Raw genomic sequence first — 12,765 nt, 5'->3', positions numbered from 1 at the left:
GTTAGGGACAAATCGACAGGCGAGAGACGAGGTTAACTGGCCACGGGAACCGACTTCTCAATTTCACTGCTAACCTCATAGAAGCCGGTTTTGGGCGCCGTCAGGAACAGATGAGACATCTCTTCTAAAATCTCATCCACCTTAGCATTGCGATTATTGTCCATATCATCTGGATCATCCCAGAAGACCACCGCAATGCCGCGATCAGTCCCAGGTTCTTGTAACAGATACGCCCCCTCAAAGCCCTCGCGATAATTGCGCACCGCCTCATCAAACAAGGCTTTAGCTTCCTCAAAACAGCCCGGTTTAAATTCTCCTTGAGCCACATAGGCATATTTGTGGCGTAGGAAGTCCATGAAATCACTCATATCTCAATACCTCTTCAACACTAGAGTTTCAGACCTTTGGTCTTATTCTCCCTCAGTTGGCAAACAGATGCGGGTAGAGATCACGGTGTCTTTAGATTTGATCAGTTTAGGACGCTGGCCCGTTCCATCCTTGCCTTGAGATTTCAGAGAACTCATCGGCAAACGTAGCAGGCGATCGCCATTGAGGTGTAGCACCAACTCGGCCCCAGGAATCGCGCGCACAATCGCCAGCAGGCGATCGCTGGCATTGGCAAAGCGCAGGCCCTGAGTGCCAATCGCCCCCCGTTCCCCGAGGCGCAACTCCGTCACAGCTAAGCGTTTACAGTATCCCCGCTCAGTAATCAACACCAGTTCATCGGAGTCCTCCACAATACTCAAACCCGCAATGCTTTCGGTTTTACGCAAGCGAACCGCCTGATACCCTTGGGCGGTTCGTCCCAACACCGGCAACTGCTCATCATCCACCGGCATTCGCAACAAACGGCCGCCACTCGACGCCACAATCGCCTGTTGTCCCGGCTGAGCGACCTCAATGCCATGGAGTCCATCGTCTCCCTTAAACTTCAAGACCGTCAATCCTCGGGCCGTAATGTTAGTCATGTCGGCAAAGGGCAACCGTTTAATGCGTCCCGCTTGCGTCAGGAAGACCACTTGTTTCTCTTGTAAGACCTCATCCGCCACAAACTGAGCCACAATGGCATCGGGGTCTCCTTGAGCGCTCGGGGGTAACAAGCCCACCAGAGGCTGTCCGCGATCGTTGCGGCCATTGAGTTTGGCAATCTCACCAATGGGGGCAGAATAAACTTTGCCATCCCGGACAAACATCAACAACTCGCGATCGGTTTGACTAGGAATTTGCTGTAAGGGAAAGTCCTCGGTGATCTCCAGGAGTTGCCCCTGAGGCGGTACCCCCTCGATGGGGGTGACATTTTTGGGGAGGAGGCGGCGGCCATAGCCCCGTTGTGTAATTTCTAAGACGGCGGCTTCGGCTTGGGGTTTGAGATCGAGGGGTAATGAGGCGCTTAGGGGTTGCTTTTTCGCCTCTTCAAACTGAACCGCCTCGGATTTCACGGTCCCATCGGCGGTGACAATGCGAGTGCGGCGTTCATCGCCAAACTTGCGCTTAAGCTGACGCAACTCCTTTTTAAGAGATTTCAGCAGTTCATGGCGATCGCCCAACAACCCCTGCAACACTTGACGACGTTGATTTAGTTCCTCAAATTCCCCTTTCAGGTTGTCCCGTTCCATCCCCGTCAGACGACGCATGGGCATGGCTAAAATGGCGTTGGCCTGCTGTTCACTGAAGTCCAAACGGCTCTGAAACTCGGCTTTGGCGGTCGTTCCATCGGGGGCATGACGCAAGATATCAATCACCGCATCGAGATGATCAAGGGCTTTGAGCAATCCTGACAACAGATGGAGACGGCTTTCAATTTTGTCGAGTTCGTCTTGGTACTGACGGGTGAGGGTTTGCTCGCGGAAGTCGAGAAAGGCTTGGAGGGTTTCTCGCAGAGTCAGTTGGCGGGGTTGATTGTCCACCAAAGACAACATAATGACCCCGAAGGTATTTTGCAGGGCCGTGAGGCGATAGATTTGTTTGAGGACCTTTTGGGGACTGGCTTCTCGCTTCAGCTCAATCACCACCCGAATCCCAGCGCGATCGCTCTCATCACGAATATCGGAGATGGCGTCAATTTTGCCCTGGTTCACCAACTGGGCCAGTTTTTCAATCCAACTGGATTTACTGACTTGGAAAGGAAACTCACTGACAATCAGGGCCGGCCGCTGCGATCGCCGGGTTTTGCCGGTTTGCACCGTTTCCACACCCACCACACCGCGAACGGTAATGCTGCCCCGTCCTTTGAGATAGGCATCACGAATGCCCTGAATGCCAATGATTTCGCCCCCCGTCGGAAAATCGGGGCCGGGGATGAGTTCTAAGAGTTTATCGTCCGAGAGGGTGGGGCGATCAATTAGGGCAATCAAGCCATCCACCAGTTCTCCCAAATTATGGGGAGGGATATTGGTGGCCATCCCCACGGCAATCCCGGAACTGCCGTTGAGCAGGAGAATCGGCAGTTGGGCCGGCAACACCACCGGTTCTTGTTGGGAATTATCGAAGTTTCCCGTAAAGTCAACCGTAGCAGTGCCAATTTCACTGAGGAGAGCTTGGTTCCCCAGTTCCCCCAGACGGGTTTCGGTGTACCGCATTGCCGCTGGGGGGTCATTATCGATGGAGCCAAAGTTCCCATGGCCGGCCAAGAGAGGATACCGGCTCGAAAAGTCCTGAACGAGGCGCACCAGGGCATCATAGACCGATTGATCTCCATGGGGGTGATATTTCCCCAACACATCCCCAACCACACGAGCGCATTTACGATAGGGCCGTTCTGGGGTCAGTCCCAGCTCGTGCATGGCGTAAATAATCCGCCGGTGAACCGGTTTGAGTCCATCTCGCACGTCCGGAAGCGCCCGCCCCACGATGACACTCATGGCGTATTCAAGATAGGACTGCTGCATCTCCTGGTGCAAAGCGGTTGGGACGATTTGTCCGCCGGAGAGGAGGTTTAACTGCTTAGCCATGAAGTTCGTTTCCTTAAGGTCTGACAGTGTTGGTGCAACGGGAGCGACGTGCGAAGTTTCCCAAACGCCGACATTTTTAACATTTAAGCGTAAGGGCGGCGTGAATAACAGGGCGTTGACTGATGGGTCGGCCCTGGCAATCGGCTACAATGATTGGGTACAAGTCAGATTGCGTAGGATAGTGTACCGTGTGTCTCGTTTGTCCTCCTAGTTCCGTCTTCGTCTCCGAACTGAACTCGGGCCCCATCCCTTGGCTAGATTTGCTCGGCGTTTCGGAGTACGATCGAGAACAGGTCGAATGTCCACCGTTAGGGTCAAATAACGTTTAGGTTAAAACAGCAGATGAAGACCGTTCTGATTGTAGAGGACGATTTAGTTAATGCGCGGGTGTTCTCAAAGATTTTGACGAAACGAGGCGGCATGGCAGTCAAACACACCGAAAATGTGGAAGAGGTGATGGAGATTGCCAAGGCCGGAGATGCGGATATCATCCTGATGGATGTTTCTCTGGCCCACAGTGTCTATCAAGGGCAATCCGTTGATGGGATTAAGATTACCCAAATTCTTAAGTCTGATCCTGCCACGGCCAACTTACCCATTATTTTGGTGACGGCCCACGCCATGGCCGGCGATCGCGAGACCTTCTTGTCTCAAAGTGGCGCCGATGGCTATATTTCTAAACCTGTCGTCGATCACCAGGAGTTTGTCGATGCCATCCGGGCCCTGCTTCCCGTCGATGAGTAGAGCGTACAACTCGCCTCATCGACGGGACTTCAGGGCCTCGAAGCATCGCTGAGCCAGCCCATCCACTAGGGATTCATCTCGATGGAGAGAGGCTGTTGCTGATTGCGCACGCTGGCGACAATTTCCTGAATCTGGGGCGTACTCAATAGCTCCCGAGCGGCAGCAATGAGGCGATCGCCCCAAAGGTTGAGTTCTAAGAAGTCAATTTCAGCGTAGCGAACGTCGAGTTCTAGGGCTACTTCTGCAAGGCGAACCGCCGTGCGATCGCCCTGAGCATAACGAGCCACGGCGATCGCCAGCTGAGGCTCAGCTTCCTGGGGGGCCAGTTCCTGGGAGGCTTTCCACAGTTCTAGGGCCTCATCCACCTCACCCATTTCATAGCGAACTAGGCCGATATTGTTAATCGCGGGCCAAAAGTTTTCATTCTGTTCGAAGGCAATTTCATAGTATTCGATGGCTCGGTCGAAATCCCCCTTCATGTAATAGGCATTCCCCAAGTCAAACAAGGCGCCGAGTTCCCCGGGTTCTAGTTCTAATCCGGCCTGCAACTCATTTACCGCCTCAGCGTAGTTTTCCGCCTGGAAGTAGGCAGACCCGAGGGCAAAGCGAACGAGTGCATTCTCCGGTTCCAAGGAACGGGCGGTCTGTAATGCCGCGATGCCATCCTCAACCCGATCTACTTGTAGGTACAAGCTGCCCAAAATCCCCCAAGCTTGGGCATTTGAGGGCAATAGCTCTACCCCCAACTCGGCACGGGGAACAGCGCGATCGTACTGCTGGAAACGGGCCCAGCGATCGGCTTCCTGAAGAATGCTTGACCCGAGTTCTTCGAGTTGTTCGCGATCGAGGTCAGGAACATGGGGGAGCTGCGCCTGTCCGCGAGCCGGCTCAACGGCAGTCGCTAAGCCCAGGGTGATCAATAGAGAAATCCAGAAATGACGTTTTGGCACGGTATCCCGTCAAGGTGCTGATAGGTGACTATAACTAGCAGCTTAGTCTATTGTTCCCCTAAACGACAATTGTTGGGAACAGGGAGCGGGGGGGAGAAGGCAGTAGAGGGAAGAGAAGGCAGTAGGGGGAAGACATCCCACTCTCTCCCTACTCCCTCTCTTCCTCCGTGTCCCCTGTTCCCTGTTCCCTGTTCCCTGTTCCCTGTTCCCTGTTCCCTGTTCCCTATTCCCTTGAAAATAGGATAGAGAGCTTAACTTGACACCAGTGAGCCTTGTGGTCGTGCTTTACGGACTCGAACTCAAACGGGCAACCCCCGAGGATTGCCCGTTTGAGGACGTATTGGACATAGTTAATGTGATCAAAAGCGGATGCTCTACACGGACTTCTTATTTGGGCGACCTTCAAAGGGTTGCAAGCCACTGTCAGGATACTCATCTTTGCTTGGGGCAAAAATGCGCAAGAAGCCTTCAGAAACGTACTGTGCTGAGTCTTTCGTCCACTTCCAGAGTTTCATAATTCATGACCCCGTGTGACAACAAATTTAGAGTTCTGAGGCAACAAAGTACCTCCTCTACCTATTAGAATAGCGAAGATTCGTGACAACCTTCAAGGTCGTAATATTTATTTGAATTTAGTATCAGTTTGAAATATTTCGCCCTGGAGCATCAAAACAGCGGGGGGACTGGCATTGAGCCGAGTCCCCCCCACCGGTTCTACAGGGCCGCCTCAGGGCGATCGCCTTAAACTAACTGCAACTGGGGATAGCCAGCGACTAAGTCGTCAGCGGTGAGGGTATCTCCAGAGGCTTGGGGAGTCCAGAGAACTTCCACCGCCAGGAGTTGTTCAGCCCCTACGCCACCGAGATCTCGCAGGGCCTGGTTTAAGCCCTCGGCATCTTGAATCGCGGGGAGCTTCAGTTTGCCCTGAACCCCCACCAAAAGGGTCACGACAATATACTCACTCGGTGCCTCAGACTCCGTGATTGCCCCCGACTCTGACTCGCCCGGAAGGGATTTATCAGCAGCCTGTTTGAGTTGATTGTCGTAGTTACTGAGGGTTTCCTCAGAGAACTTACTCCGTTCTGACAGAGACCAGCGGTTAAATTGAGCCTCCGCGTTATTGAGGCGGGTTTGTTCGGTCTCGGAACTGGCGTAGGCGAAGTATTCCGGGTGACGTAACAGGGCCAAGGTGGACTCTTGCAGCACCTGGGTGCGACCTTGAGCTGATTGGGTATTGGCCGTCAGGGCGATGCGATCGAGATCCGTTTGTAACTCTCGGGCTTGGGCTAAGAGGCCAACCTGTAGCTTCGCTACGGAAACCGTGGGGTTGAGGCTTTGGGGTTCGCCTCCTTCACCGTCTCCAATCGCTCCTCGGAAACTGCGGACAAGGAAGTTGGCGAGGGTAATCACAACCAGAATCGAAAACAGTCCCCCAAAGCCGCCGCCAAAGCCGAAGAAGGGAATCAGGAAGGGGAAGCCAAAGCCACCGCCACCATAGCCTCTATTCGGGGCATAGGAGCGGCTCGGGGCGCTATAGGAGCGACTGGGAGCGCGGAATGATCCTCCTCCCATCCGTCCCCCACTGCGGGCAGCCAGAGCGCCGTCCGCTTGGGAGAAGAAGAGAATGGCGATGACGCCGACGAGGAAAATAGATTTTAAAATTGGTTTGAGTTTGCTCAGTCTGATATGACCCATAAAACCTCTGCTTTGTATTGTTATCGCGTGGCGGACTAGATCTAGGCTATCCGAGACCCGCCTGGAATTGAAGGATTGTTACGTTCGGTCTCCAATCTTTGTTACAGATTGTTGCGCTGTTAATACCTAATGTATCGTTTTTCGGGAGCGGGCTGGGGTCAGGTTTGGGGGGATAACCCCACCAACTCCCGCAATTGGGCTTCTGAGAGTTGCGGGATTCCCAAGTCTTGGGCTTTGGTCTGTTTGGAACCGGGATTTTCCCCGACGACCACATAACTGGTTTTGGAACTGACGGAACTGGTCACCTTTCCTCCAGCCTCTTCAATGAGAGTTTTCGCCTCCTTACGGCTGAGGTTGGGTAGGGTTCCGGTGAGGACGAAGGTTTGGCCGGCGAGGGGTTGGGGCGACTCGGGGGCGGTTTCTGCCTCGGGAGTCCTCCCGAGGGAGACCCCCACCTCTTGCAGTTGCTCAATTAAGTCCTGATTGGCCCTGAGTTGGAACCAGTCGGCGATCGCCCCGGCAATTTCGGGGCCAATCCCCTGAATCTCGGCAATATCATCCTGACTGGCTTGGGCTAACCCCTCCACCGTGGGGAAGGTTTGAGCTAAGGTTTGGGCATTCACCGCCCCCACATGACGAATCCCTAAGCCATAGAGAACTCGAGACCAAGGTTGTTGTTTAGAGTGCTGAATCGACTCGACCAGCTTCGTGGCAGATTTATGTCCGAGGCGCTCTAAATGGCTTAAATCCTCTGCCCGTAGGCGATAGAGGTCGGCCAGGGAGTTGAGGAAGCGGCGATCGCACAGTTGGGCGATTAACTTCTCCCCTAAGCCATCGATATCCAAGGCCCCCCGACTGCCCCAATGTTTCAGGGCACCGCGCAAAATTGCTGGACAGGAGCGATTCACACAGCGCGTTACCGCCTCGTCTTGGGGCTTCACGAGGGGCTGTTGGCACTCGGGGCAGTGATTTGGCATTTTCACCGCTTCTGCCCCATCAGGACGCAATTTCGGCAGAACGCGCACTACTTCGGGGATGATTTCCCCAGCTTTGCGCACCACGACGGTATCCCCATAATGTAAGTCCAATTCCCGCAGGCGATCGCCGTTGTGGAGACTGGCCCGAGACACGGTGGTTCCAGCAAGTTGAACGGGGTTGAGGTTAGCCACCGGAGTCACGGCCCCCGTGCGCCCCACTTGGAAGTCCACAGATTGGACAGTGGTGGGGACTTCCTCGGCGGGATATTTAAGGGCGATCGCCCAGCGAGGAGCTTTTTGGGTAAATCCGAGGCGACGTTGCAGGGCGATGTCATTGAGTTTCACCACCACCCCATCGGTGAGATAGGGAAGATCCCGTCGCTCCTGTCCCCATTGCTCATAATAGGCCTGGATATCCTCGATACTGTGAGCCAGTTGGCGGTTAGGATTCACCCAAAAGCCCAACTCTTGCAGTCGTTGGAGGGCTTCTTGGTGGGTGTGGAAGGGGCGATCGCCCTCATCACTGGGGCCATCATCACTGGGACAATACAGGGTATAGGCGAAAAACTGAAGCTGACGCTGGGCAACGATTTGAGGATCGAGTTGTCGCAGGGTTCCCGCCGCTGCATTCCGAGGGTTAGCGAAGGGCGGTTCCTGGTTCTGCTGACGTTGCTGATTCAGGCGTTCAAAGGTCCCCAGGGGGAGGAAGGCTTCGCCGCGCACTTCCACCCGAGGGGGAATCGCCTCACCCTGAAGTCTGAGGGGGATAGAACGAATGGTTTTTACATTTGGGGTAATCTCTTCCCCGGTTTCCCCATCTCCTCGGGTAACTCCCCGCACCAGAACACCATCCTCATAGGTTAGGGCCAGAGCCGAACCGTCGATTTTCAGTTCACAGATGTACTCAGGGGTGATGGGGGAATCGAGACGAGTTTGCCAGCGATCTTGCCATTTGGCAAACTCGTCGATAGTGAAGGCGTTATCCAGGCTATAGAGGGGAATCCTGTGGCGAACGGAGGTAAATTGAGCCGCTGGTTTATCGCCGACACGCTGGGTGGGACTGTCAGGCGCGATCAGTTGCGGATACTCGGCTTCGATGGCTTGCAGTTCTCGATAGAGGCGATCGTACACCTCATCTTCCATAATGGGAGCATCGAGAACGTAGTAGGCATGGGCCGCCTCTTGCAACTGTTGGCGGAGTTTCCGAGTTTGTTCCTGGAGTTGGGGGCTGGGTTGGCTCATCTTCGTTCACACAGAGGCTCGACCGAATAAGGATACGTCACGTTAAACTGGTTTATTCTGGATTGCGATCGCCCATGACCGACCCTGCCCTTAAACCGCGCCTGACTCCCTATCTCTTTCTACTTCCCGCCGGAATCCTCCTCATTTTAACGGTGTTTTTGCCGGCAGCCCAGGCCTTCCTACTCAGTTTCGCTCGCTATGAGTATGATTTAACCGAACTCCCCCAATGGGTAGGCCTGGCAAACTTTCAGCGACTCTGGCAAGATGCCATTTTCTGGCAAACCCTACGGCAGACCCTATTATACTTAGTCTGCGTCGTGCCGCTGCTCGTGAGTCTGCCCCTACTGCTGGCGATTCTGGTCAACCGTAAGCTGCGAGGAATCGCGGGGTTTCGTGCCGCCTATTACACCCCAGTCATTGTCTCAATGGTGGTGGCGGGGTTGGCTTGGAAATATCTTTACGGGGAGACGGGATTATTCAATCAACTCTTAGCAGGAGTTGGACTGACGGGGATTCCCTGGCTCACCAGTCCGCACCTGGCCCTGTTCAGTGTCATGGCGGTTACCGTTTGGAAGGGCCTGGGCTATTACATGGTGATTTACCTGGCCGGCTTACAAGGGATCCCCGCCGAACTCTATGAGGCGGCAGCCTTAGATGGGTCCGATGGCTGGCGGAAACATTGGGATATCACCGTTCCCCTAATGCGTCCCTATCTGCTGTTAGTGGGGACGATTTCCGCGTTATCGGCGATGAAAGTCTTTGAAGAGGTCTATGTCATGACCCAGGGGGGGCCACGCAACCGCTCGAAAACGATTGTCTATTATCTCTATGAACAGGCCTTTGATCGCCTAGAAATTGGCTATGCTTGTGCCATTGGCTTAGTCCTGTTCCTGGTGGTGTTGGGGTTTTCCCTCGTCAACCTCAAACTCAGCCGCCGCCACCCCTAAATCCAGCCATCCCGTTCCAAATCTTCGATCGCCTGTAAGCCTCTGGGATCTCCTACCCGCAACAGGGAGGAGCGAGCATCTTCTTGAACCCCCATATCCTCATCCTCTTGTAGGGCTTCTAAGAGAGAATCGATCGCCCCCGCATAGACCACATTAGAGGGTAACTCACGACAAATCTGTCCCAGGGCCCAAGCACAATTACTGCGAACCGCCGAGACCTTATCTTGGCGCAGGGCTTCAATCAAGGGCGGGACAGCACCGACAATGGTGTCATAGCCCACCTTCGCCAACTGTCCCAGGGAACTGGCGGCCCAGAGACGAACCGCCGGAATATCCGTGCGTAGGGCTTCGAGCAAGGGGTCGAGGGCCCGGCGATCGCCACAGTTGCCGAGGGCCCAGACCACCCCCTTACGAACATAGCCATTCCAATCCTCCAGGCGGGCAATGAGGGGGTCAACCGCATCAGGGTGAGTATTCCGTCCCAAGGCATAGGACGCGCTCACACGCACCAGAGGACAAGCATCTTCAAGCAAAGCAATCAACTTCGGGATTGCTCGTTCATCATGAATTTCACAGAAGGCCCGGGCCGCCAACATCCGTTGTGGCGTCTCCGCTGCATCTAGCAAGGGCAACATGGCCTCGGGATCCGGGCGAGCGGCATCATCGGCATCAGCCGCCCCCAACTGATCCAGAGGACTCTCAAGATTATTCTCACTATCAATCGTGCCGAGGTCGTCGTTATACATACTCTCCAATTTACCGCACAAGGGGGTGCTTAGTCATGGGGATCACGGCGATCGCCCAAGGCAACAACATAGCGATAGCCTTGTGTTGCCGAGCCTCGAATGGTCAAGGTTCCGTCCTGGACATGAACCAGTTGACAGGCAAAGAACAACCCTAAATCTGGGTCATCGGCCTGCATAGGCTTCGCTTGCAGTTTACCAAACAGACTGACCTCCCGTTGGGATGACGCGGCCAAGTTGGAGGGCGTGGCCGTGGTGGATAGGAGTCCAAATCGCTCTAATTCACTTTGAGGAAGATTTTCCCGGCCGGGGGAGTCGGAAGTGGCTAAGGATACCTCGACCTGGTTGGGGGAATGGCGTCGAACCTGGAGATGTAAGCTCGCCCCGAGATCACTGACCTGAATCAGATGTGCCACGAGATGATACAGCAGTTGCTGAAACTTGGCCTTATCCAGGGTCCAGAGGCGATCGCCCTCTTCAATCGACAGCAGTAACCGTTGTTCCCGCCGACTCGCCAGGGGTTCGAGAATTTTCAGCACCTGTTGACAGAGCATATGCAAATCAACAGAAGCCATGGACTGACTCGAATCGAAGTCCCGCAACTCCCGTAACAGCAGAATTTCTTCGACCATCGCCAACATATACTGGCCGCTATTATGGATGATGTCGAGATATTCCTTTTGTTTGGGCCGCAAGGGGCCATAAATTTCCCGATTTAGCACACTGGTCATCCCCATCACGGAGGTTAAGGGGGTGCGCAAGTCTTGTAAAAAGCGATCCAGCAGTTGAGTTTGAATGGCTGAGGCGGATAGTTCCGGTTCCTGATGCTCCTGAGGAAAGGACCTCGGTTCAGGAGCCAACCCCGGGGCTGAGGGAGATTCTAACTGAACCATAGCTAACCCAGCCGCCAGTTCAACAAGGGTTACCTCCTGCACGCCGAAGGAGCGTGGGGCCGTATCCATAACGGCTAAGGTTCCTAGACAATCGCCAGTCCGAGTCATCAAGGGGACCCCCAAATAGGCTCGCACCCCATCCTCTTGAACCAGAGGTTGATTTGCGAAGTCGGGGTGACGAGCGGCGTCACGAACCCTCAGAGGTTGTTGAGTTTCCACAACTTGGGTACAAAACAACGACGGCTTGTTATCCCGATTAAATCCCGTCAAGGAGAGACTGGCGTCTTCCTCGTTGAGTCGTTGTACCTCGATTTTTTGATCTCGATGGTCGAGCAGCCAGATCCAGGCAATGGGGAGATCCAGAGCATGGGCAACAGTCTCTACAGCAGTCTGAAATACTACCCTCGAGTTGCGGTCAAGAACACCGCCATCACGGAGTGCGGTTAGGGAATTGGGGGTCGGGGCCAGATCGGTCATAGATTCTGTTCGCATCATCATGGCGCCAAGGGCGATTTTGAAATCGCGATCGCCCTCAAGGGGACGAGACGCAACCTCAAAACGGAGGCGTTAACGAAAAGCAGGGTGGTTAAAGAGTGCTGCTAACACTCGGACCCCACGGAGTTGATTCGATAGTGGTAGATGCCCCTTAGGTGCGCTGAGATCCCAAGTAAAGCCTTGGGGGTAGCGTGTCCAACTGTTGCCGTCTTTCCAACCCATTTTGGGCCAGAGTTTGTCCCAGTCTTGTTTGACGCTTAGCCACAGTTGGCGTTGTACAGAAAAGCCGAATTTTCCCTCAGAATAGGCAACCCAGAGACGGTCAATGGTCTGTAGGTCGGTCACGGGAATTAAGTCAACCTCGGTGAAGTAGAGCCATTTTCGGGCGGTTGCGCCTTCCCCGGCTAGTTGACACAGGAGTTCTCGTGTCAGGCGATCGGCCTCCTCAAATTTTTCTTCGGCTAGCAGCTCTTTCAGCGGCTGATAGTCAAGATTGTAATCGGAGTCTAAAGACATATCCTGGGCAAGAGTCGGATCAATCATCATGGTCTGGCATTAAGTATCACAGGGATGTCCTGTTGTGCTCTCTATTTTCCCAGAATACGACGGATGATGTGACTGGTGGATTGAGGAACCTCAATTTCAATCAAATGGATTTGTCCACCGTAGGCGCGGACGGTTGGAGCTTCAGGTAGGGTATCTCGACGATAATCACCTCCTTTGACGTAGATATCCGGTTGTAGGACTTTGATCGCTTCAATGGCGGTAGGTTCCGGAAAGATAAAGACTCCATCGACGGGTTTGAGGGCGGCCAGAACTTCGGCACGCTGCTCATCGTGAATAATGGGACGGGGAGGTTGTCCAGGAGCGGGGGGTTTGATACGGGCGACGGAATCATCACTATTGACGCCGACGACCAGGGCTTTTCCTAGGGCTTTGGCGGCTTGTAAATAGCGCACATGACCGCAATGTAGGAGGTCAAAGCAGCCATTGGTGAACACCAGCGGCCGCCAGCGATCGCCATCGCCATGGATCCGCTCTCGTAACTCATCAAGGGAGTAAAGGCCCTGAGCTAACATGGCAAGCATTAATCGATTAAACTGAAGGTGCAACGGAATGTGTCACACA

11 protein-coding genes and 1 pseudogene are annotated in these 12,765 nt (G+C 54.2%); 2 read left to right on the top strand and 10 right to left on the bottom strand.

The features are described from left to right. Positions 1 to 32: 32 nt before the first annotated feature. The gene (locus tag L855_RS18475; protein WP_159790439.1) at positions 33 to 368 is read right to left on the bottom strand and encodes an antibiotic biosynthesis monooxygenase; all 336 of its coding nucleotides are present in this window, start codon (positions 366 to 368) and stop codon (positions 33 to 35) included. A gap of 42 nt (positions 369 to 410) precedes the next feature. After that, on the bottom strand, positions 411 to 2,951 hold the full coding sequence (locus L855_RS18470; RefSeq protein WP_159790438.1) for a DNA gyrase/topoisomerase IV subunit A: 2,541 nt from the start codon (positions 2,949 to 2,951) through the stop codon (positions 411 to 413). Between the two features lie 342 nt (positions 2,952 to 3,293). On the opposite strand from L855_RS18470, the gene L855_RS18465 reads away from it, so the two are divergent. Continuing rightward, positions 3,294 to 3,695: a response regulator gene (locus L855_RS18465; protein ID WP_159790437.1), complete on the top strand. Its 402-nt coding sequence runs from the start codon at positions 3,294 to 3,296 to the stop codon at positions 3,693 to 3,695. Between the two features lie 65 nt (positions 3,696 to 3,760). Here L855_RS18465 and L855_RS18460 read toward each other — a convergent pair whose 3' ends face one another. The 4 genes from L855_RS18460 to ligA form a co-directional block, all read right to left on the bottom strand. Beyond that, positions 3,761 to 4,645 (bottom strand): tetratricopeptide repeat protein, encoded by an 885-nt coding sequence (locus L855_RS18460; RefSeq protein ID WP_159790436.1) that lies wholly within the window; start codon positions 4,643 to 4,645, stop codon positions 3,761 to 3,763. 374 nt (positions 4,646 to 5,019) lie between these two features. Beyond that, positions 5,020 to 5,160 (bottom strand): isochorismate synthase, encoded by a 141-nt coding sequence (locus L855_RS18455; RefSeq protein WP_159790435.1) that lies wholly within the window; start codon positions 5,158 to 5,160, stop codon positions 5,020 to 5,022. A gap of 226 nt (positions 5,161 to 5,386) precedes the next feature. Further along, the gene (locus L855_RS18450) at positions 5,387 to 6,340 is read right to left on the bottom strand and encodes a DUF1517 domain-containing protein (protein WP_159790434.1); all 954 of its coding nucleotides are present in this window, start codon (positions 6,338 to 6,340) and stop codon (positions 5,387 to 5,389) included. Between the two features lie 158 nt (positions 6,341 to 6,498). Next, positions 6,499 to 8,559 carry an NAD-dependent DNA ligase LigA gene (ligA, locus tag L855_RS18445; protein ID WP_159790433.1) on the bottom strand — a complete coding sequence of 687 codons (2,061 nt, stop codon included), beginning with the start codon at positions 8,557 to 8,559 and terminating at the stop codon, positions 6,499 to 6,501. Between the two features lie 74 nt (positions 8,560 to 8,633). Between ligA and L855_RS18440 the strand changes: the two genes are divergently transcribed. Beyond that, a complete protein-coding gene (locus tag L855_RS18440) occupies positions 8,634 to 9,506 on the top strand; it encodes a carbohydrate ABC transporter permease (protein ID WP_159790432.1) in 873 nt (290 codons plus the stop codon). On the opposite strand, the gene L855_RS18435 is transcribed toward L855_RS18440, so the two are convergent. The 4 genes and pseudogenes from L855_RS18435 to L855_RS18420 all read right to left on the bottom strand — a co-directional run bounded on the left by L855_RS18435 (position 9,503) and on the right by L855_RS18420 (position 12,725). Then, complete coding sequence (locus L855_RS18435) at positions 9,503 to 10,252, bottom strand: HEAT repeat domain-containing protein (RefSeq protein ID WP_159790431.1); 750 nt, start codon at positions 10,250 to 10,252, stop codon at positions 9,503 to 9,505. The genes L855_RS18440 and L855_RS18435 overlap by 4 nt on opposite strands. 29 nt (positions 10,253 to 10,281) lie before the next feature. Further along, complete coding sequence (locus tag L855_RS18430; protein WP_159790430.1) at positions 10,282 to 11,619, bottom strand: GAF domain-containing sensor histidine kinase; 1,338 nt, start codon at positions 11,617 to 11,619, stop codon at positions 10,282 to 10,284. Between the two features lie 90 nt (positions 11,620 to 11,709). Further along, positions 11,710 to 12,147: pseudogene (locus tag L855_RS18425) on the bottom strand (GUN4 domain-containing protein); the annotation flags it as partial. Between the two features lie 77 nt (positions 12,148 to 12,224). Further along, entirely contained in the window at positions 12,225 to 12,725 is a 501-nt protein-coding gene (locus tag L855_RS18420) for an adenylyltransferase/cytidyltransferase family protein (protein ID WP_159790429.1), read from the bottom strand. Between the last annotated feature and the right edge of the window lie 40 nt (positions 12,726 to 12,765).

This window comes from Sodalinema gerasimenkoae IPPAS B-353 (genome assembly GCF_009846485.1).
Lineage (GTDB): Bacteria > Cyanobacteriota > Cyanobacteriia > Cyanobacteriales > Geitlerinemataceae > Sodalinema > Sodalinema gerasimenkoae.
Note: the sequence above shows the minus strand (reverse complement) of the source record. Positions and strands in the feature narration are given on the sequence as shown.